Raw genomic sequence first — 21,091 nt, forward strand, 5'->3', positions numbered from 1 at the left:
GGGTGCGCATGAGCGTCCAGCAGTCCGGCGCCGAGCCGCGCGCGGCCGGCATGAAGGACGTCGCCGCGGCCGCGGGCGTCTCCCTCGGCACGGTGTCCAACGTGCTCAACCGGCCCGACCGGGTCAGCCCGGCCACGCGCGCGAAGGTCGAGGCCGCGATGGCCGAGCTCCGGTTCGTGCGCAACGAGTCCGCGCGGCAGCTGCGGGCCGGGCGCAGCCGCGTGCTGGCGTACGTGATGCTCGACGGCAGCAACCCCTTCTTCACCGACGTCGCGGCCGGCATGGAGGACGCCGCCGAGGCCGGCGACCTTTCGCTGTTCCTCTGCAACAGCGCCCACCGGCCGGCCCGGGAGGCCGCCTACCTCGGCCGGCTCGAGCAGCAGCGGGTGCAGGGCATCCTCATCACGCCGGTCGACCCCGATGCGCCGCTGCTCGGCGAGATCGCGCGCCGCGGCACCCCGGTGGTCGTCGTGGACCGCACTCCCGGCGGCACCGCGCACTGCTCGGTCGCCGTCGACGACGTCCACGGCGGCGAAATCGCCGTGCGGCACCTGATCGAGCAGGGCCACGAGCGGATCGCGTTCGTCGGCAACCACACCTCCGTGGGCCAGGTCCGCGACCGGCGGCTCGGCGCCTTGCGCGCCCTCGAGGCGGCCGGGCTCGGCCCGGACCACCTCGTCGACCTGACGACGACGGCCCTGACCGTGGCCGACGGCCGCGGCGCGGGCGAGCGGCTGGCCGGGCTGCCGGCGCCGGTCCGCCCGACCGCGGCGTTCTGCGCCAACGACCTCGTCGCCCTCGGGCTGCTGCAGACGTGCGCGAACCTGCGCATGGGCGTCCCGGACGACCTGGCGATCGTCGGCTACGACGACATCGAGTTCGCGGCGGCGGCCGCCGTCCCGCTGACGTCGGTCCGGCAGCCCCGGCACCGCCTGGGCCGCACGGCGGCGGAGCTGCTGCTGGCCGAGGCCGAGCCGGGCCACGAGCACCGGCAGGTCGTCTTCACCCCCGAGCTGGTGGTCCGCGCTTCCACCCTCCGGTGAGCAACCCGCTGATCGTTTGTGACGTCTGAACGGGTACCGGCGATAACACCGGGGAGCACGGAGGTCGTCGATGGCCGACTCGGTACCGCGGCTGTCCCGGCGCGGGTTCCTCGCCGCGAGCGGAGCCGCGCTGCTCGGCGCCGTCGTCGCGGGCTCGGCCGGGCACGCCGCGCCGGGCGCGGGCACCGCGCAGCTGGGCGATTTCTGGCTGTTCGGGCGGTACGACGACGGCTGCACCGACCCCGGCTTCGACGAGAGCGACCTCGACCCGGTGCAGCTGCCCCACTGCGTGACGCCGCTGTCGTGGACCGGCTGGGATCCGGCGTCCTGGCAGGACCGCTGGATCTACCGCAAGCACTTCACGGGCACCGCGAGCGACCGGTTCCGCGCCCGCTTCGACGGCGTCCTGACCAACGCCGAAGTGCACCTCAACGGCGAGCTCGTCGCCACCCACGAAGGCGGGTACCTGCCGTTCGAGGTGGACCTGCCCGGCGTGGTGCCGGGCGACAACGTGCTGGCCGTGGTCGTCGACGGGCGGTGGGCGCTCGACGTGCCGCCCAACCTGCCCCGCAGCGCGGGCCCGTCGGTGATCGACTTCTACCAGCCGGCCGGGATCTACCGGCCGGCGACGGTCGCCGCGGTGGGGCGGACCCGGCTCGCCGACGTCTTCGCCCAGCCCGTCGACGTCCTCTCCCCCGGCCGGTCACTGCACCTGACGTGCACGCTCGAGGCACCCGTCACGGCCGAGGTGACCGCGTCGGTGCGGCAGGCGGGCCGCGAGCTCGCGCGCGCCGCGGCCCCGGTGCGCGGCACGACCGCCGAGTTCGACGTGGGCGGCCTCGGCGCCGTCCGGCTCTGGGACGTCGAAGATCCGGCGTTGTGCGACGTCGTGGTGACCGTCCGGGCCGGGTCGGCGGTGCTCGACCAGCGGATCGTGCGGACCGGGTTCCGCGAAGCGCGGTTCACCCCGGACGGCTTCTTCCTCAACGGGCGGCGGCTGAAGCTGTTCGGCCTCAACCGCCACCAGTGGTACCCGTTCGCGGGCGGGGCGATGCCGGACCGCGTCCAGCGGCGCGACGCCGAGATCCTGCGGCGCGAGCTGAACTGCACCATGGTCCGCTGCTCGCACTACCCGCAGTCGAGCGCGTTCCTCGACGCCTGCGACGAGCTGGGTCTGCTGGTCTGGGAGGAGATCCCCGGCTGGGGCCGGGTCGGCGACACGGCCTGGCAGGAGCAGAACCTCCGGGACGTCTCGGCGATGATCACCCGCGACCGCAACCACCCGAGCATCGTCGTGTGGGGCACGCGGGTGAACGAGGCCAACGGCACCACCGCGATGTACCAGCGGACCGGGCAGCTCGCGCGCCGGCTGGACCCGTCCCGGCCGACGAGCGGCGCGCTGGCCAGCTCGACGGGCGCGCGGTACGCGGGCAGCGACGTCGAGGTACTGGCCTACAACGACTACACCGCCCGCCGCGGCGGCCCGTTTCAGCTGCGGCCGCCGCGCCCGGGGGTGCCGTACCTGGTCACGGAGTCGATCGGCACGCTCGCCGGCGCCCGCGCCTACCGCCGGACGGACCCGGCGGCGACCCAGCAGCAGCAAGCGGAACTGCACGCGAAGGCCCACGACCTGGCCGCGGCCGACGACCGCTACTGCGGGCTGCTGGCGTGGTGCGCGTTCGACTACCCGTCGGGCTGGCAGCGCTCGGTCGGCGGGACGAAGTTCGCGGGCGTCGCGGACCTCTTCCGGATCCCCAAGCCGGCGGCGGCGTTCTACGCCTCGCAGGGCGACCCGCTGGCCCGGGCGGTCGTGGAGCCGGGGTTCGCCTGGGACTTCACCGCGCAGCCCACCGGGCCGGGCCGGAACGCGACGATCTGGTCCAACTGCGACCGGCTGGAGCTGTTCCTCGACGACCACCCGGCAGGGGCGGCACGCAGCCGTCGCGCGGACTTCCCGCACCTGCGGTACCCGCCGTTCGCGGTGGACCTGGTGGTGCCGCGCGGGCAGCGTCCCCAGCTGCGGATCGACGGCTACGCGGCCGGCCGGCTGGTGGTGTCACGCAGGTTCAGCGGCGACCGGAGCCGCGACGTGCTGGGCTGCGTCCCGGACGACACGGAGCTGCGCGCGGACGGCACCGACGCGACCCGGGTGGTGGTGTCGGCGCTGGACCGGTTCGGCACGCTGCGCGCCGGAGCGACCGGCAAGGTGGCGTTGACGATGACGGGCCCGGGAGCGCTGGTGGACGACGACACGATCGACCTGGGCGCGACAGGCGGAGCGGCGGCGGTGTGGCTGCGGCCGTTCGCGGGAACACCGGGGACGCTGACGCTGACCGCCCGCCACGAGGTGCTGGGCACGGCCACCGCGACGGTGACGACGACCGCGAGCGGCACGGCAGGAGGGACCCGGTCATGACGGGCGAGCGGCCTCGGGACGTTGCTGTCGCGGGACGCCGGCGGGACCGGCGGGCCGAAGCGACCGTGCGGGCCGCGATCGTGACCGGCGAGCGGCCTCGGACCATCGCTGCCGCGGGAGGCCACCGCGACCGGCGGGCCGAAGCGACCGTGCGGGCCGCGATCGTGACCGGCGAGCCGAAGCGCCCATGCAGGCCGCGGTCGTGACGTCGCTCGGGCCGGGACCTCGCAGCGGTCTTCGCTCCCCCGCCGCGGGCGGGACCTCACTGCTCGCCGGCCAGCACCGCCGCCAGCACCGCCGCCTGGCTGATCTCCGGCGAGCCGCTCGCCGTCAGCAACGTGAGCGGGCCGCCCGCCGCCAGCTCGCGCAGGCGTTCCAAGGCCGCCTGCCGGTCCGGTTGCCGCAGCTCCGCGCGGTACCGCTGCGCGAACTCCGTGAAGCGGTCCGGGTCGTGGCCGTACCACGTGCGCAGCTCGTCCGACGGGGCCAGCCCGCGGTACCAGCCGTCCAGGACCAGCTGCGTGCGGGCCGTTCCGCGGGGCCACAGGCGTTCGACGAGCACGCGGACGCCGTCGGCGGGCCCGGCCGGGTCGGCCAGGCGCGCCACCCGGACGTCCGTCGGCCGCATGCGCGCATTCTGCGGTGCGTCCGCGCGCGCCGCCACTCCGGAGGCCACCGGTGCGCAACCGCGTGACCCCCGCCGGCGAAATCGTCGACATCCCGCTGCGCGGCGCGTGGACCGGCAACCGCGGCGTCCTGCACCGGGGCCGCGAGATCGTCCGCTGCCACGCCGGCGACCTGTGGATCACCTGCGCGCTCGCCTTCAAGGACCGGTGGCGCGAGCAGTGGCTGCCGAACCGCTACACGCACCTGTACTTCCACGACGAGGCCGTCTCGTTCGCCGCCGGGCACCGGCCGTGCGGTGAGTGCCGCCGGTCCGCCTACACCGCCTACCGCGACGCCTTCCCCGGCCGCCCGTCGGCGACCGCGATGAACCGGCGGCTGCACGAAGAACGCCTCGTCCGCGGCACCCACGTCCGCCGCCGGCACGAGCTTCCCTGGGCCGGCCTGCCGGACGGCGTCTTCGTGCTCCGCGACCGTCACCCGGAAGTGGTGGTCGACGGTCACTTGACGGAGTGGACGACCGAGGGCTACTGCCGGCGGCGGAAACTGCCCCGGGCAGGGACCGTCGCGGTCCTGACCCCGCCGGCCACGATCGCGGTCCTGCGTGCCGGCTACCCGGTGCAGATCGACGACAGCGCCCGCTGAACGGACAAAGGGCCACCGCGGCGACCGGGGGTGGAGGTCGCCGAGGTGGCCCTACCCCCAGCTCGTGCCGCCCGGGAGAGCGACAGCCGAACCCATCGGTCAACACCGGCGACCGAGCCGGCCGCGGACATCGTCGGGGTGGTGTCCTCCAGCGCGGCCAGCATCGTCGATCAAGGCTGCACCCCGCTTGCAGTACGCTTGCACCGGCCGGGTGAACGGAGGTGACCGGGTGGAGTTCCGCGTCCTCGGCGCCGTCGAGGCGACGGCGGACGGCGCCCCGGTCGACCTCGGCTCCCGCAAGCAACGGCTGGTGCTCGCCGTGCTGCTCCTCGAGGCCGGCCGCCCGGTCTCGCTCGACCGCCTCGTCGACCTGCTCTGGCCCACCGCTCCCCCGGCGAGCGCGCGCAACACCGTCCAGGCGCTGGTCTCGCGGCTGCGCGCGGTGTTCCGCGCCGCGGACGGCCCCGAGCTGATCACCGAAGGCCCCGGATACGTGGTGCGGGCGGCCCCGGAGACGGTCGACGCGCACCGCTTCACCGCGCTCGTGCGCCGAGCCCGCGAGGCCGGCGACGAGGCCGCCGTCGCGTTGCTCGACGAAGCTCTCGGCCTCTGGCGAGGCGACGCCCTGGCCGGAACCGCGCCCGCCGACGTCGCCGAGCGGCTCCTCGCCGGTCTGCACGAAGCGCGCTGGAGCGCCCTCGAAGACCGCATCGACGCGCAGCTGCGGCTCGGCCGCGGCCGCGACGTCCTCGCCGAGCTGACGACCCTCGTCGCCGCGCATCCGCTGCGGCAGCGGTTCGTCGGCCAGCTCATGCTCGCCCTGCACCGCGAAGGCCGGACCGACGCCGCGCTCGCCGCGTACCGCGAGCTGCGGGCCCGGCTCGCCACCGGCCTCGGCCTCGACCCGGCACCCGAGCTGACCCGCCTGCACTCCGCGATCCTCGCCGGCGACCCGGCTCTGGACGCGACGCCGGAGCCGCCGCCCGGGCCGGTGCGTCCGGCACAGCTGCCCCACGACGTCCGCGGCTTCACCGGCCGGGCCGCCGAGCTGGCCCGGCTCGACGAGCCCGCGGGTCCCGGGCCCGGCCCCGACATCCGCGTGCTCACCGGCACCGCGGGTGTCGGAAAGACCGCGCTGGCCGTGCGGTGGGCGCACCGCGTCCGCGACCGGTTCCCGGACGGCCAGCTCTACCTCGACCTGCGCGGCTTCGACCCCGACCACGAGCCGCTCACCCCGGCGGCCGCGGCGGCGCAGCTGCTGCGGGCCCTCGGCACGGACCCGCGCGCCGTCCCGCCCGACCCGGCCGGGCGGACCGCGCTGTGGCGGTCCCTGCTGGCCGACCGCCGCGTGCTCGTCCTGCTCGACAACGCCCGCGACAGCGCGCAGGTGACGCCGCTGCTGCCGCCGTCGGGCACGGTGCTGGTCACCAGCCGTCAGCGGCTCGGCGACCTCATCGCCCGCGCCGGGGCGCGCCCGGTGCCGCTGTCCGTGCTGCCAGCCACCGACTCCCGGCAGCTGCTGGAGACCGTGCTCGGCCCGGCCGCGGTGGCCGCGGAACCCGCGGCGGCCGCCGAGCTGGCGCGGCTGTGCGGGCACCTCCCGCTGGCCCTGCGGCTCGCCGCGGCGAACCTGGCCGCCGGTGAGGCGGCCGGCATCGCGGAGCTGACCCGGGAGCTCGCCGGCGGTGATCGCCTGGCGGCCCTGAGCGTCGACGGTGCCGAGGAAAGCGCCGTCACGACCGCGTTCGCCGTGTCGTACCGGGCGCTGCCCGCCGAGCAGCGCCTGCTGTTCCGGCGGCTCGCGCTGGTGCCGGGCCAGACGTTCACCGCGCCGGCGGCCGCCACGCTGGCCGGCGTCGCCGACGGACGGGCCGGGCAGCAGCTCAAGGCGCTGGCCGCGGCCAACCTCGTCGAGCGGCACCTGCCCGGGCGCTACCGGTTCCACGACCTGCTGCGCAGCTACGCGGCGGGCCGGGCGGCCGCCGACGACACGCGCGAAGACCGGGACGCGGCGCGCCGACGGCTGTTCGAGCACTACCTGGCCACGGCGGACGCGGCCGGACGCCGGCTGATCCCGCACTTCCTGCGGCTGCCGCGGCCGGAACCGGCGCCGGTGTTCGCGGGCACCGAGGACGCGCTGGCCTGGCTCGACGCCGAGTGGCCGAACCTCGCCGCCGCCGTCGAGCACGCGGCGGCGCACGGGCCGCGCGAGTACGCCTGGCACCTGGCCGACGCGCTGCGGGCGTTCTTCCACCACCGCGGCCACCACACGGAGTGGATCGACACGGCCACGACGGCGCTGACCGCGGCCGAGGCGGCCGGCGCGCGGCAGGCCGAGGCCGCGATGCGGCTGTCGATCGCGCTGGCCGGCGTCAACAGCGGCCGGTACGCCGAGGCCCGCACGCACCTCACGACCGTCCTCGACGCCGGGCTGGCCGCGGACTGGCCCGCCGGGCGCGCGGCGGCGCTCAACAACCTGAGCGCGGTCCACCAGCGGCTCGGCGACCCGCACGAGGCCATCGCGTGCGGCGAGGAGTCGTTGCGGCTGTGCGAGGAGCTGGCCATCCCCGGCGTCACGATGGCGCTGGCCAACCTCGGGTTCGCGTGCGGCCAGGTCGGCGAGTTCGACGCGGCGCTGGGCCACTTCGGCCGCGCGCTGGAGATCGCCGAACGCGACGGCGCCCGGTTCAGCGTCGCGGTGCTGCTGGTCGACCTCGCGCACGTCCACCGGGACCTGGGCGACCCCGTCGCCGCCGAGTTGTACGAGCGGGCGCTGACGGCCAACCGGGAACTGGGCTACCAGTACGGCGAAGCGGCGGCACTGTCGGGCCGCGCGGTCCTCGAGGCCCGGGCCGGCGACGGCACGCGCGCCCTCGCCGACGCCGCCGAGGCGGTGGAGCTGACCCGCCGGATCGGCGACCGGGGCACGGAGGCCGCCGCGCTGGCGGCGCTGGGTGAGACGTGCCTGCACCTGGGTCGCCCGGCCGCCGAGCCGCTGGCCGCGGCACGGGACATCGCCCGGGAGACGAGTTTCGCGTGGTGCGAGGCCGCGGCGCTGACGGGCCTGGCGGAAGCGGCTTTCGCGGCGGGTGACACCGGCCAGGCCCGGCTGCACGGCGAAGCGGCGGCGAAGCTGGCGGCCCAGTCGGGCTACCGGCCCCTCGAGAACCGCGCGGCCCGGCTCCTCGGGAAGCTCCCCGCGTGAGCAGTCTCCGGCAGACTTGCGTGCCGCCGCGCCCCGGCCGAGACTGCCGGGATGGATCAGCAGCTCGTCGACCGCGCCCGTCAGCACTCCCTGGGTGACCTGCTCCGCCGCACCACGTTGCGGCTGCCCGGCAAGCTCGCCGTCGTCGACGGGGACCGGAAGCTCACCTTCGCCGAGTTCGAAGCCGCCGCCAACCGCTGCGCCCACGCGCTCGCCGCCCGCGGCCTCCGCAAGGGCGACCGGCTCGCCCTGCTCAGCCACAACTGCTGGCAGTACGGCGTGCTGGCGTTCGCCACGGCCAAGCTCGGCGTGCTGCTCGTGCCGGTCAACTTCATGCTCGGCGCCGAGGAGATCGCCTACATCCTCCGCCACGCCGAAGTGGCCGCGTTCGTCGCCGAGGACACCCTCGAGCCGACCGCGCGGAAGGCCCTCGACCTCGCCGCGCTGGGTTCGATCGTCCGCGGCCGGATCGGCGCCGGCGGCGAGTGGGAGGACATCGCGCCCTGGCTGTCCGAAGGGGACGCCGAAGCGCCGGACATCCTCGTCGCCGACGACGACCCGCTGCGGATCATGTACACCTCCGGCACCGAGTCGCGGCCCAAGGGCGTGCTGCTGTCGAGCCGGTCGCTCGTGGCGCAGTACGTCTCGTGCGCGATCGACGGCGGCATGAGCGCCGACGACGTCGAGGTGCACTCGCTGCCGCTGTACCACTGCGCCCAGCTCGACTGCTTCTTCTCCGTCGACGTCTACCTCGGGGCGACCAGCGTGATCCTGCCCGGCCCGGACCCCGCCCGGCTGCTGGCGGCCGTCGAGCGGGAGCGGGCGACGAAGCTGTTCGCGCCGCCGACGGTGTGGATTTCCCTGCTGCGGCACGAAAACTTCGACCGGACCGACCTGTCCAGCCTGCGCAAGGGCTACTACGGCGCCTCCGCGATGCCGGTCGAGGTGCTGCGCGAGCTGAGCCGCCGCCTGCCGGACGTCGCGCTGTGGAACTTCTACGGCCAGACGGAAATGGCGCCGCTGGCGACCATCCTGCGCCCGCACGAACAGCTCGCCCGCGCCGGCTCGGCCGGGCGGCCGTCGCTCAACGTCGAGACGCGCATCGTCGACGACGAGGACAACCCGGTCGCCCCGGGACAGATCGGCGAGATCGTCCACCGCAGCCCGCACGCCACGCTCGGCTACTACCGCGACGAAGCCAAGACGGCCGAGGCGTTCCGCGCCGGATGGTTCCACTCCGGCGATCTGGGTGTCGTCGACGAAGACGGCTACCTGTCCGTCGTGGACCGCAAGAAGGACATGATCAAGACCGGCGGGGAAAACGTCGCCAGCCGCGAGGTCGAGGAGGTGCTCTACCGGCTGGACGGCGTCGCGGAGGTCGCCGTGTTCGGGATCAGCCATCCACACTGGATCGAAGCGGTCACCGCGGTCGTCGTGCCGCGCGAAGGCGTCACCCTCGACGCAGCGCGAGTGATCGACCACGCCAAGGCACATCTCGCCGGTTACAAATGCCCGAAGTACGTCGTGTTCGCCGACCGGCTTCCCAAGAATCCCAGTGGGAAGATCGTCAAGCGGGAACTGCGGGAGCGGCACAAAGGACTCGCGACGGACGGCTGAGCCGCCGATTTCTCCGCACCCGGCAGGGAAGACCACGGATACCGCCGGGTACCGCGACCGCCGGGCGGTGGCCGCGGGCCGTCTCGCGGAGAAAATCATCGGAAAGGCATGGCGCGCGCCGTCCGTCGGGTCTAGGAATGAGGCCGTCCCTCGGTTCCCGATCCGGAAAGGTTCGCTCGTGTCCGTTTTCCTCGCCGTCCTCCTCGCCCTCGGCGCGGGGCTGTTCGTCGGCGCCCGCGTCCACACCGCCCGCGAGGCGCGCGCCAACTACTCCGCCTACCGCGCCCGCACCGCCAAGGGCTTCGGGGAGTGGATCCGCAGCACGGTGTCCGCCGCCGTCGCGGTGGCCGGCGCCGTGGTGCTCCTCGTCATCCTCCTCAACGTGCTGCAGCAGGCCTGACCGGAACCCGACTCATGGCGGGTTGTTGGCGCCCGGACCGCAGAGGACGCTTTTCCTGGCTCCCACGGGTGGAGCCGGGAAAGGACTGCCTCCATGAGATCGAGGGTGCTTTCTGCTGCGCTCGGGGCCGTCGCCGGCCTGCTGGGCACGGTCGTCGTCGCCGCGCCGGCGCACGCCGCCGCGGCCTGCGGTGACCAGGTCGTCGGCAACGGCGGGTTCGAGAACGGCACCACGCCGTGGACCCAGACCAGCGGGGTCATCTCCGCCGCCACCACGGCCGAACCCGCGCACAGCGGGACGATGGACGCGTGGCTGGACGGCTACGGCAGCACGCACACCGACACGCTGTCGCAGTCGCTGACGCTGCCCGCCGGCTGCGCGTCGGCGACGTTGTCCTGGTGGGCGCACATCGACACGCAGGAGACGACGAGCACCGCCTACGACAAGCTGGTCGTGCAGGTGGGTACCGACACCCTCGCGAGCTACTCGAACGCCGACAAGAACACCGGGTACGTCCAGCGCAGCGTGGACGTGTCGCGCTACCTGGGCCAGACGGTCACGCTCAAGATCACCGGCACCGAAGACTCGAGCCTCGCGACCGACTTCCTCCTCGACGACTTCTCGCTGACCACCAGCGGCACGTCCGACCCGCAGTCACCGGTGGTCACCTCGCCCGGCGCCCAGACCACCGCCGTCGGCCAGGCCGTGTCGCTGCAGGTCCAGGCGAGCGACCCGCAGGGCGACGCGCTCACCTACAGCGCCACCGGCCTGCCCGCGGGCCTGGCGATCGGCGCGGGCACCGGCAAGATCACCGGCACGCCGACCACGGCCGGGACGTCCTCGGTGACGGTCACGGCGAAGGACCCCGCCGGCAACAGCGGCAGCACCACCTTCACCTGGACGGTCACGGCGGCCCCCGCCGACTCGACCCGCACCCCGATCAACCCGGCGTACACCGTCAACCTGACGTCGAACACCGCCGGCGACACGTGGACCGGGCACCAGAGCGTCAGCTTCACCAACGGCTCGGCGACCGCGCTGCCCGAGGTCTACCTGCGGTTGTGGGACAACTACCACGGCAGCTGCCCGTCGACGCCGATCACGGTCACGAACGTCACCGGCGGCACGCCGGCCGCGCTGAGCGTGGACTGCACGGCCATGAAGATCACCCTGCCGGGCCCGCTCGCCCAGGGGCAGTCGGCGACCATCGGGTTCGACCTGAGCATCGTCGTGCCGAGCGGCGCGGACCGGTTCGGCCACGACGGCGCGTACAACATGATCGGCAACGCGCTGCCGGTGCTGGCGATCCGCGACGGCGCGGGCTGGCACCTCGACCCGTACACCAACAACGGCGAGTCGTTCTACACGGTGATCAGCGACTTCGACGTCACGCTGGTGCACCCCACGGCCCTGCTGACCCCGGCCACCGGCACGTCGACCGAGACGACCAGCGGCAGCACGACCACCACGCACGCGGTGGCGAGCAAGGTGCGGGACTTCGCCTGGGCCGCGGGCCCGTTCGCGAAGATCACCACGACGTCCGGCAAGGGCGTGCGGGTCAACGTCTACTCGGTCAGCGGGATCTCGACCACCAGCGCCAACCAGATGCTGACGCTGGCAGCCGACGCCATCGACGTCCACTCGGGCCGCTTCGGCGACTACCCGTACGGCGAGGTGGACGTGGTGCTGGACAACAACTTCTGGTTCGGCGGCATGGAGTACCCGGGCTTCGTGCTGGACCTGGTGTCGACCACGGCGCTGCCGCACGAGCTGGCCCACCAGTGGTGGTACGGCATCGTCGGTGACGACGAGTACAACTCGCCGTGGCTCGACGAGAGCTTCACCGACTACGCCACCGACCTCTACCGCGGCATCACCGGCAGCGGCTGCGGCATCACGTGGCAGTCGAGCGCGGAGAAGCTGACCAACTCGATGGCCTACTGGGACGCGCACTCGTCCCGGTATTCCACGGTGGTCTACAACTACGGCAAGTGCACCCTGCACGACCTGCGGCGGCTGATCGGCGACACGGCGATGGCGAACCTGCTGAAGTCGTACGCCCAGTCGCACTGGTACGGCGTGTCGACGACGGCCGAGTTCAAGGCCGCGGCGCAGGCGGCGGCCGGGTCGACCGACCTGACGTCGTTCTGGGCCGCGCACCGCGTGGAGGGCTGAGAACCCGTTCCCCGTCCACGTCCGCCACGGTGGGGACCTGGACGGGGAACGGCGTTTCCGCGGCGACGCGCTCGGATTCGCGCGCGCGGTTCGCGGCCGCGCTACGCGCGGGCGATCCTGGTGAACGGCACCTCGGCGACCAGCTCTTCGGGGGCCGAGAGCCGCCACGCCTCGTAGACGAGTTCGGCCAGCTCGTCGGCCTCGATCTCGTCCAGGTACGCCACGACCCAGCCGAAGCCGCCCGCGGTGAACTGCACCTCGAAGGCGTCCGGCCGTTCCGAGACCAGCGCGAGCTGCTCGGAGATCGTCTGCTTGAGGCCGACGGTCCGGGTCCGCGGCCAGAAGTAGCCGAACCGCTTGCCCCGCACGCTGAACGCCGAGTAGTCGCGCGCCTCGGCACGCTGGACCTCCGCCAGCGCGCCCAGCACCCGTTCGAACTCGCTCACCCGCACACTCACCGCATCCCTCCGGCGGATACCGTAGCGCGCCGGTAGCGTGGCCGGACATGAGCGAGCCCGGAGATCTCCGCGAAGCCGTACTCGACGACGGCCGCGAAGTCGTGGTCAAGCGGGGACACGCGCCCGGCGCGGCGGCGGCCGAGGCGGCGGGCCTGCGCTGGCTGGCCGCGGCGGACGCGGTCCGGGTGCCCGCCGTCCACCACCACGACCGGGACCGGCTGGTCATCGACCGCGTCCCGGCCGGCCGGCCGTCGCCGCCGGCGGCCGAGCGCTTCGGGCGCGGGCTGGCGCGGCTGCACGCGGCCGGGGCGCCGGCGTTCGGCGCGCCGCCGCCGGACGGGCCCGTCCAGGCGTGGATCGGCCGCGCGCCGATGGCCAACGTCACCGGTGACGACTGGGCAGCGTGGTACGCCGAGCACCGCGTCCTGCCCTACGTGCGGCTCGCGGTCGACGCGGGGACCTTCGGTCCTGCCGAAGCGGCGGTGTTCGAGCGGGCCTGTGCCCGGCTCCCGGCGTCGGACGAGCCGCCGGCACGCCTGCACGGCGACCTGTGGAACGGCAACGTGCTGTGGGACGGCCGCGAAGCCTGGCTGATCGACCCGGCCGCGCACGGCGGCCACCGCGAGACGGACCTGGCGATGCTGCACCTGTTCGGCTGCCCGCACCTGGACCGCGTCGTCGCCGCCTACGACGAAGCGGCGCCGCTCGCCGCCGGCCGGCGGGACCGGATCGGGGCGCACCAGCTGTTCCCGCTGCTGGTCCACACCGTCCTGTTCGGACAGTCCTACGCCGGCCAGGCGCTGGCGGCGGCCCGTACGCTGGGCTAGCAGCGCTGCAGCATCGTCTCCAGTGCCGTCTTCTCGGGGACGGTGATCGTCAGGCCGTAATCGGCCTTGACCACGATCCAGTCGGTGGCGTAGGTGCACCAGTACGAGACGAGCGGCGGCTTCCACTGGTCCGGGGCCTTGTCGCCCTTCTGCTCGTTGAGGTTGTCGGTGACCGCGTGCAGCTGCGGGCGGACGAGGTCGTTCGCGAACTGCTCGCGGCGCTCCTGCGTCCACGCCTTGGCGCCGCTGAGCCAGGCCTGCCCGAGCGGCACCAGGTGGTCGATGTCCACATCGGACGCCTTGTGCCAGGTCTCGCCGTCGTACGGGCTGACCCAGGTGCCGGACTTCGGAGCGCACTGGGCATCGGTGGTCACGTCCTCGCCGTCGCGCTTGAGGACTTCCTCGCGCGTGTCGCAGGCGCCGTCGACCTTGTCCCAGTGCGGGAACTTGTCCCGGCTGTAGCCGTCGATGGTGCCGCGCACGGCGATCTTCAGCTGCGCGAGCCGAGCCCGCGCTTCGGCGGGCGCGACCGGCGGCGCGGCGGTCGCGGCCGGCTGTGCGCCGGTGCCGGCGGCCAGGTCGCCGACCGGCTTGCAGCCGGTGAGCGAGGAGCCCGCGAGGAGGGCGAGCAGGACGAGCGCTCGGGTGCGCGGCATCGTGAACCCCTTTCACGTCGACCGGGAGGTGCCCAGCGGGCGGCGCGGGGAAACGGTGCAGATGGCTTAGTTGGCGCGATCCGATCGGGTCAAGAGCCGTGGAAGACCTGGCCGACGACGACGGCGGCGATCACGCCGGCGGTGACGAGCAGGGTGAGCACGAAGACCAGCCGCCACGGCACGATCCGGATCGGCCGCGGCTGCGGGAACACGGCCGCGGCAGCCCGGCGCGGAACCGGACCGGGCTCGTCGGTCTCGGGCTCGGCGGACGGCGGAGGCTCGACGGGCACGGGCACGACGGCGGGCAGTTCCGGCAGCCGCGAGAGCGCGGGAACACGCGCGGGAAAGCCATCGTCGAGCAGCGCGACGCGGGGTGGCGCGAGGTGCGCGAGGGAGAGCGCGTAGCAGGCGTCGAGCACGTCGTCGGCGGACCAGACGGTGCGCCACCGGTTGTGCTGCCCGATGATGCGCCGCAGCCCCCGCGGATCGGCGAGCACGACGGCGACCCGGGGCAGCGGCGCGGGCTCGCCGGCGCCCTCCACGGCATCGGCCGTGGCGCCGAGACGCGGGATCTGTCCAAGCGGCTTCTCCCCGAGCGCGGCCGGCGCGAACGGCTCGCCGGCGATTACCGGCGGCCGGGCCGCGTCGTCCCCGCCCGGCGGTACCAGCGCGACCAGGCCCGTCACGTACCGGCCGCCGTCGTGGGCGGCCAGTGCTCCCCGCGCGGCCGTCACTCCGGCGCCCGCTCGCTCCTCCGGCTCCGGCCACTCCGCCGTGCCCGGCTCGTGGGCCGCGACCACCACCAGCCCGTACCGGGTGAACACCAGCGCGTCCACGAACCGGGGTCCGCGGCCGCTGGGGACCGTGACGCCCACCAGCGCCAGGCCCGTCAGGTGCTGCGGTCCCGGGCCCCACGACCGCAGCAGCCCCGCGACGTGCTCCGCCGCCGGGGGCAGGCGCCGTGCTTCACCGGGGCGCTGGAGGGCCACGAGCACGCCGGTCACCCCTCCCTCGAGGAAAACTCCCTCGACGGTAGGAGCCCGACCGCCCGCCGCCCCAGCAGCCGAACGAGTGGTCGGACACCACCGTGCGTAGCCGTAGCGGCGGAACCCTTGCCCGGCAACGGATCCGCCGCGGAGGTTCTCCAGGCGCCCGGTCCGTGTGATGATGGACCACCGGGTACACCGATCGGCTCGACGAGGAGTGCGAGTGGACCTGCGGACCGAGATCGCGCAGTCGTGGCGGCGGGCGGAGCTGTCCGGGCTCTCGCCCGCGTCGTCGGTCGACCGGCTCGACGTCGCCGACGTCGACAGCCGCAGCCGGCTGCTGCGGGCCGCCTCGCCGGTGCTCGACGAGCTGGCCCGGCAGCTGGCCGGGACGCGGTTCTGCGTCGTGCTCGCCGACGACGAATGCCGGATCGTCGCGCGCCGGTTCAGCGAACGCTCGGTGGAGCTGGCGCTCGAGAACATCAGCGCGGTGCCCGGCTGCCAGTTCCTGGAGGAACGCACCGGGACGAACGCCCTCGCGACCCCGTTCGAGACCCGCCGCGGCGTCGCGGTCGACGGCGACGAGCACTTCCTCGAAGCCTTGAAGCAGTTCACCTGCTACGGCCATCCGGTGGTGCACCCGGCGACGCGGCGGCTGGCCGGCGTCCTCGACATCACCGGGCCGGCGGGCGACGCCAACCCGCTGCTCGGCCCGTTCCTGCGCCGCGCGGTCGCCGACATCGAACGGCGGCTGCTCGACGGCGCGAAGCTCGCCGAGCAGCAGCTGCTGGCCGCGTTCCAGTCGGTGCAGCACCGGGCGTGCGCGGTGCTGGCGCTCGGCCAGGACGTCGTGCTGGCCAACACCGCGGCGACCGAGCTGGTCGACACCGCCGACCACCGGCTGCTGCAGGAGCTGGGCCGCACGCAGCGGGGGCTGCGCCGGATCCGGCTGACGTCGGGCACGCCGGTCGAAGTCCGCGTCGAGGCCGTTTCGGCGAACGCCGGGCTGCTGTTCGAACTGGCACCGGTGCGGACGGCGAGCCCGGTCGTGTCCCGGCCGCGCGCCTCGCGCGCGCTGTTCCCCGCCCACGTCGACGCCCGCCTGCGCAGCGCGGGACGCGCCCGGCGGCGCGTGCTCATCTCCGGCGAACCCGGCGCCGGCCGCAGCACGGCGGCCCGCGTCGTCGCCGGCGACGAGCCGCTGCACGAGTTCGACGCCTCCGAAGTCGTCTCGGGCGCGGCCGGGTGGTGCGCGCGGGTCGAGGCCGCGGTGGGCGCGCGCGGGCTCCTCGTCATCGACGGCATCCAGCTGCTGCCGCCGCTGGCCGCCACCCGCCTGGCCCGGCTGCTGGACACGACGACGGCCTGGTTCGCGCTGCTCAGCGGACCGCCGTCGGAGCTGCGCGGCGAACAGGCGACGCTCGCGGCGCGCGTGCACCGGCGGATCGAGCTGCCCCCGCTGCGCGAGCGCCGCGACGAGATCCCGGCGATCGCCCGCGCGCTGTTGCGCCGGTCCGGCGGCTCGCTCAGGCTGACGCCGGGCGCGCTGGAGGTGCTGGGTTCCCAGCAGTGGCCGGGCAATCTGCGCGAGCTGGCCGGGGTGCTGGCCGCCGCGGCCGACCGCCGGTCGGCGGGCGACCTGACCGCGGCCGACCTCGCGCTGGACCCGGCCACGGGCGGGGCGCTGAGCGGCTGGGAGCAGGCGGAATACGACGTGATCGTCCGGACCCTGCGGGCCTGCGGCGGCAACAAGGTGCGCGCGGCCAAGCAGCTGGGCATCAGCCGCTCGACGCTCTACAACCGGATGCGCGCCCTGCGGGTCCGCTGACGGGGACTGTCCGGGATTTGGACAGTCCACCGCCGTCGCCGCTCCCCACAATCGACGGACCACCGCCGCACGTGGAGGAGATGGCCGTGAAGACCAAGGCAGCCGTACTGTTCGACGCCGGGAAGCCGTTCGAGATCATGGAACTGGACCTCGACGGCCCCGGCCCCGGCGAGGTGCTGATCAAGTACACCGCCGCCGGGTTGTGCCACTCCGATCTGCACCTCATCGACAACGACCTCGTGCCGCGCTTCCCGATCATCGGCGGGCACGAAGGCGCCGGCATCATCGAGGAGGTCGGCGCCGGCGTCACGAAGGTACAGCCCGGCGACCACGTCGTGTGCAGCTTCATCCCCAACTGCGGTACCTGCCGCTACTGCTCGACCGGCCGCCAGAACCTGTGCGACATGGGCGCCACGATCCTCGACGGCCACATGCCCGACGGCACGTTCCGCTTCCACGCCGGCGGCCAGGACTTCGGCGCGATGTGCATGCTCGGCACGTTCTCCGAGCGCGCCACGATCTCGCAGCACTCGGTCGTCAAGGTCGACGACTGGCTGCCGCTGGAGACGGCCGTGCTGGTCGGCTGCGGCGTCCCGACCGGCTGGGCCACCGCCAACTACGCCGGCGGCGTCCGGGCCGGGGACACCACCGTCGTCTACGGCATCGGCGGCATCGGCATCAACGCCGTCCAGGGCGCCGCGCACGCCGGGGCGAAGTACGTCGTCGCCGTCGACCCCGTCGAGTTCAAGCGGGAGACGGCGCTGAAGTTCGGTGCCACGCACGCCTTCGCCACGGCCGCCGAAGCCGCCGAGAAGGTCAACGAGCTGACCTGGGGCCAGCTGGCCGACCAGGCGCTGATCACCGTCGGCACGGTGGACGAAGACGTCGTCACCGACGCGTTCAACGTCGTCGGCAAGGGCGGCACGGTCGTCATCACCGGCCTCGCCAACCCCGAGAAGCTCACCGTGCACCTGTCCGGCGGCGTGCTGACGCTGTTCGAGAAGACGGTCAAGGGCACGCTCTTCGGCTCGGCGAACCCGCAGTACGACATCGTCCGGCTGCTGCGGCTCTACGACGCCGGCCAGCTCAAGCTCGACGAGCTGGTGACCCGCAAGTACTCGCTCGAGCAGGTCAACGAGGGCTACCAGGACCTGCGTGACGGCAAGAACATCCGCGGCGTCGTCGTCCACGCGTAGCCCGCGGTGTCCACAGTGGACCTTGACGCGCCGTACCGGGTGAACCCGCATGAGCCGTTCGAGGCACTCGCCCACCGCTGCGCGTGCCTGTCCGGCGCCCCGGACGTGGTCCGCTTCGTCCGCGACCTGGCGATGCACGCCACGGCCCGCGACGCCCTCGACGCCGCGGACCTCGGCGAGACGAGCCGGGCCCGGGTGGTGGCGGCGCTCGAGCGCCTCGCCGCCGCCGGGATCATCGTCGCCGAACCGTGAGAGGAGGTGGCCACCACGACCGGGCCGTGGTGGCCACCTCCCCTTCACGGCCGCGGGGTGTTGCGCAGGTTGGCGCGCGCCAGGTCCACCATCTTGCCGACGCCGCCGTTGAGGACCGTCTTCGTCGCGCCGAGGGCGAAGCCGCGCACCATCTCGCCGGTGATCCGCGGCGGGATGGACAGCGCGTTCGGGTCCGTGACCACCTCGACGACCGCGGGACCGGGGTGGGCGAACGCCTTCTCCAGCGCGCCGCGGACGTCCGCGGGGTCCTCGACGCGGGTCGAGTACACCCCGCAGGCCGCGGCGATCGCCGCGAAGTCCACCGGCGGGTGGTCGGTGCCGAAGTCCGGGAGCCCGTCGACGAGCATCTCCAGCTTCACCATGCCCAGCGTGGCGTTGTTGAACACCACCACCTTCACCGGGACGTCGTAGGCGGGCAGGGTCAGCAGGTCGCCCATCAGCATCGCCAGCCCGCCGTCGCCCGAGAGCGACACGACCTGGCGGCCCGGCTGCGCGAGCTGCGCGCCGATGGCGTGCGGCAGCGCGTTGGCCATGCTGCCGTGCCGGAACGAGCCGAGCACGCGGCGGCGGCCGTTCGGGGTGAGGTAGCGCGCGGCCCAGACGTTGCCCATCCCGGTGTCGACGGTGAACACCGCGTCGTCGGCGGCGACGTCGTCGAGCACCGACGCGACGTACTCCGGGTGGATCGGGCGCCGGTGCTCGATCTTCGTCGTGTACGCGCCGACGACCTTCTCCAGCTTCCGCACGTGTTCCCGCAGCATCCGGTCGAGGAACGCCCGGTCGGTGCGCGGCCGCAGCAGCGGTAGCAAGGCACGCAGGGTCTCCTTGACGTCGCCGTGCACGGCCAGGTCCAGCGGCGTGCGGCGGCCGAGCCGCGAAGCGTCGTGGTCGATCTGGATCGTGCGCGCCTGCGGGAGGAAGTTGTCGTACGGGAAGTCCGTGCCCAGCAGCACGATCCGGTCGGCTTCGTGCATCGCGTCGTAGCAGGCGCCGTAGCCGAGCAGGCCGCTCATGCCGACGTCGAACGGGTTGTCGAACTGGATCCACTCCTTGCCGCCGAGCGAGTGCCCGACCGGCGCGGCCAGCTTCTCCGCGACCGCCAGCACCTCGTCGTGCGCGCCGCGGACGCCCGCGCCGGCGAAGAGCACCACCTTCCCGCCCGAGTTCAGCAGGTCCGCCAGCTCCCGGACGGTCTCGGGCGACGGCACGGCGGGCGACGGCGTGACCAGCGGGAGCCGCTCGGTCAGCGGGCCGGTGGCCTTGCGGTCGGCGAGGTCGCCGGGGATGGTCAGCACGGCGACCCCGCCCTTGCCGACGGCGGCCTGCGTCGCGATACGCAGCAGCCGCGGCAGCTGGGCCGGGTCCGCCACGACCTCGCTGAAGTGACTGCACTCGGCGAAGAGCCGGTCCGGGTGGGTCTCCTGGAAGAAGCCGGTGCCGATCTGGTTCGACGGGATGTGCGACGCGATCGCCAGCACCGGCGCGCCCGAGCGGTGGGCGTCGAACAGGCCGTTGATCAGGTGCAGGTTGCCCGGGCCGCAACTGCCCGCGCAGACGGCGAGCTTGCCGGTGACCTGCGCTTCGGCGGCCGCGGCGAAGGCGGCGGTTTCTTCGTGGCGCACGTGCACCCAGTCGATGCCGTCGGTGCGGCGGACCGCGTCGACGATCGGGTTGAGGCTGTCGCCGACGATGCCGTAGATGCGCTCGACGCCCGCGTCCCGCAACGTCCTGACCAGTTGTTCTGCCACGGTAGCCATGCCTCCAGCTTCGTCCTTCCGGATGCATGCGTCCAATGCCTGATTGGCTGAAAATCCATACACTTGAGACATGGACGTGCAGACGTTGCGGCTCTTCCGGGCAGTGGCCGGGGGCGCGACCGTCACGGAGACCGCGGCCGCGGCCCACCTGACCCAGCCGGCCCTGTCGCGGGCCCTGCGGCGGCTCGAGCGCGAGGCCGGGGCCGAGCTGTTCCGCCGGTCCGGCCGGCTGCTGCGGCTGACGCCGGCCGGGCACGCCTTCCAGCGGCGCGCCGGCATCGCGCTCGACCAGCTCGACCAGGGCCTCCGCGAAGTCGGCGAGATCGTCGCGCCCGGCGCCGGGATCGTGCCGCTGGCCTTCCTGCACACGTTCGGGACGTGGCTGGTGCCGTCGGTGCTGCGCGGCTTCCTGCGCGAGCACCCGGACACCCGGTTCGAGCTGCGCCAGCACGGCGAGGCCGGGCTCGAGGCGGAGCTGCTGGAGGGCACCGCGGACCTCGTCATCACCAGCGGCGACCCCGGACACCCGCAGCTGCGCTGGTCCCGGCTGCTCGTCGAACCCCTGCGCCTGGCGGTTCCCCCGCACCACCGGCTCGCCGGGCGGCGCCGGGTCCGGCTCGCCGACGTCGCCGGCGAAACCTTCATCCTGCTGCGTCCCGGGTACGCCCTGCGCGAGACGACCGAGCGGCTGTGCGCCGAGGCGGGGTTCACCCCGCGCATCGGGTTCGAGGGCGACGAGGTCGAGACGCTGCGCGGGCTCGTCACGGCCGGGCTCGGCGTGTCCGTGCTGCCGCTGCCGCACACGGCGGCGTTCCGGGCGCCGCACCTGGAACTGACCGATGTGGACGCCGCCCGGGACATCGGCCTGGCCTGGGCGGCGGGCCGGACCCTCCCGCCGCCCAGCGAAACGTTCCGGCGGCACGTCCTCGCCACCGTGCCCGCCGGCCTCGGCAGTCCACAAGGGACGGTGTGAGAATCGCCGTGC

17 protein-coding genes are annotated in these 21,091 nt (G+C 74.1%); 12 read left to right on the top strand and 5 right to left on the bottom strand.

Features of this window, described 5'->3' with window-relative positions:
- The first annotated feature begins 8 nt into the window (after positions 1-8).
- Positions 9-1,043, top strand: a complete 1,035-nt coding sequence (locus BT341_RS27550) for a LacI family DNA-binding transcriptional regulator (RefSeq protein ID WP_072479039.1) — start codon at positions 9-11, stop codon at positions 1,041-1,043.
- Between the two features lie 70 nt (positions 1,044-1,113).
- Positions 1,114-3,459 carry a glycoside hydrolase family 2 protein gene (locus BT341_RS27555; RefSeq protein WP_072479040.1) on the top strand — a complete coding sequence of 782 codons (2,346 nt, stop codon included), beginning with the start codon at positions 1,114-1,116 and terminating at the stop codon, positions 3,457-3,459.
- Between the two features lie 262 nt (positions 3,460-3,721).
- Here BT341_RS27555 and BT341_RS27565 read toward each other — a convergent pair whose 3' ends face one another.
- Positions 3,722-4,087, bottom strand: a complete 366-nt coding sequence (locus BT341_RS27565) for a DUF488 domain-containing protein (RefSeq protein ID WP_072479042.1) — start codon at positions 4,085-4,087, stop codon at positions 3,722-3,724.
- A gap of 50 nt (positions 4,088-4,137) precedes the next feature.
- Between BT341_RS27565 and BT341_RS27570 the strand changes: the two genes are divergently transcribed.
- The 5 genes from BT341_RS27570 (at position 4,138) to BT341_RS27590 (ending at position 12,125) form a co-directional block, all read left to right on the top strand.
- Positions 4,138-4,728: a hypothetical protein gene (locus BT341_RS27570; protein ID WP_072479043.1), complete on the top strand. Its 591-nt coding sequence runs from the start codon at positions 4,138-4,140 to the stop codon at positions 4,726-4,728.
- A gap of 229 nt (positions 4,729-4,957) precedes the next feature.
- Positions 4,958-7,933: an AfsR/SARP family transcriptional regulator gene (locus BT341_RS27575; RefSeq protein ID WP_072479044.1), complete on the top strand. Its 2,976-nt coding sequence runs from the start codon at positions 4,958-4,960 to the stop codon at positions 7,931-7,933.
- Positions 7,934-7,984: 51 nt separating this feature from the next.
- Positions 7,985-9,550: an acyl-CoA synthetase gene (locus BT341_RS27580; protein ID WP_072479045.1), complete on the top strand. Its 1,566-nt coding sequence runs from the start codon at positions 7,985-7,987 to the stop codon at positions 9,548-9,550.
- A gap of 178 nt (positions 9,551-9,728) precedes the next feature.
- A complete protein-coding gene (locus BT341_RS27585) occupies positions 9,729-9,950 on the top strand; it encodes a hypothetical protein (protein WP_072479046.1) in 222 nt (73 codons plus the stop codon).
- A 105-nt stretch (positions 9,951-10,055) separates the two neighbouring features.
- The gene (locus BT341_RS27590) at positions 10,056-12,125 is read left to right on the top strand and encodes a putative Ig domain-containing protein (RefSeq protein WP_072479047.1); all 2,070 of its coding nucleotides are present in this window, start codon (positions 10,056-10,058) and stop codon (positions 12,123-12,125) included.
- Between the two features lie 101 nt (positions 12,126-12,226).
- Here BT341_RS27590 and BT341_RS27595 read toward each other — a convergent pair whose 3' ends face one another.
- The gene (locus BT341_RS27595; protein WP_072479048.1) at positions 12,227-12,583 is read right to left on the bottom strand and encodes an MmcQ/YjbR family DNA-binding protein; all 357 of its coding nucleotides are present in this window, start codon (positions 12,581-12,583) and stop codon (positions 12,227-12,229) included.
- Between the two features lie 47 nt (positions 12,584-12,630).
- On the opposite strand from BT341_RS27595, the gene BT341_RS27600 reads away from it, so the two are divergent.
- On the top strand, positions 12,631-13,410 hold the full coding sequence (locus tag BT341_RS27600) for a fructosamine kinase family protein (protein WP_072479049.1): 780 nt from the start codon (positions 12,631-12,633) through the stop codon (positions 13,408-13,410).
- On the opposite strand, the gene BT341_RS27605 is transcribed toward BT341_RS27600, so the two are convergent.
- Positions 13,407-14,066, bottom strand: a complete 660-nt coding sequence (locus BT341_RS27605; RefSeq protein WP_072479050.1) for an HNH endonuclease family protein — start codon at positions 14,064-14,066, stop codon at positions 13,407-13,409. The genes BT341_RS27600 and BT341_RS27605 overlap by 4 nt on opposite strands.
- A gap of 89 nt (positions 14,067-14,155) precedes the next feature.
- Complete coding sequence (locus tag BT341_RS27610; protein ID WP_072479051.1) at positions 14,156-15,070, bottom strand: hypothetical protein; 915 nt, start codon at positions 15,068-15,070, stop codon at positions 14,156-14,158.
- Between the two features lie 205 nt (positions 15,071-15,275).
- Here BT341_RS27610 and BT341_RS27615 point away from each other — a divergent pair, with 205 nt between their 5' ends.
- The 3 genes from BT341_RS27615 to BT341_RS27625 all read left to right on the top strand — a co-directional run bounded on the left by BT341_RS27615 (position 15,276) and on the right by BT341_RS27625 (position 18,328).
- The gene (locus tag BT341_RS27615) at positions 15,276-16,880 is read left to right on the top strand and encodes a sigma-54-dependent Fis family transcriptional regulator (RefSeq protein ID WP_245805120.1); all 1,605 of its coding nucleotides are present in this window, start codon (positions 15,276-15,278) and stop codon (positions 16,878-16,880) included.
- Between the two features lie 86 nt (positions 16,881-16,966).
- Positions 16,967-18,076, top strand: coding sequence for an NDMA-dependent alcohol dehydrogenase (locus BT341_RS27620; RefSeq protein WP_072482210.1), 1,110 nt, complete (start codon positions 16,967-16,969; stop codon positions 18,074-18,076).
- A 15-nt stretch (positions 18,077-18,091) separates the two neighbouring features.
- Positions 18,092-18,328 carry a hypothetical protein gene (locus BT341_RS27625; protein WP_072479052.1) on the top strand — a complete coding sequence of 79 codons (237 nt, stop codon included), beginning with the start codon at positions 18,092-18,094 and terminating at the stop codon, positions 18,326-18,328.
- A 44-nt stretch (positions 18,329-18,372) separates the two neighbouring features.
- On the opposite strand, the gene BT341_RS27630 is transcribed toward BT341_RS27625, so the two are convergent.
- A complete protein-coding gene (locus tag BT341_RS27630; protein ID WP_072479053.1) occupies positions 18,373-20,106 on the bottom strand; it encodes a pyruvate dehydrogenase in 1,734 nt (577 codons plus the stop codon).
- A gap of 70 nt (positions 20,107-20,176) precedes the next feature.
- Here BT341_RS27630 and BT341_RS27635 point away from each other — a divergent pair, with 70 nt between their 5' ends.
- Complete coding sequence (locus BT341_RS27635) at positions 20,177-21,079, top strand: LysR family transcriptional regulator (protein ID WP_072479054.1); 903 nt, start codon at positions 20,177-20,179, stop codon at positions 21,077-21,079.
- Positions 21,080-21,091 lie beyond the last annotated feature (12 nt).

Source organism: Amycolatopsis australiensis, from assembly GCF_900119165.1.
In the GTDB taxonomy this organism is placed as follows: domain Bacteria; phylum Actinomycetota; class Actinomycetes; order Mycobacteriales; family Pseudonocardiaceae; genus Amycolatopsis; species Amycolatopsis australiensis.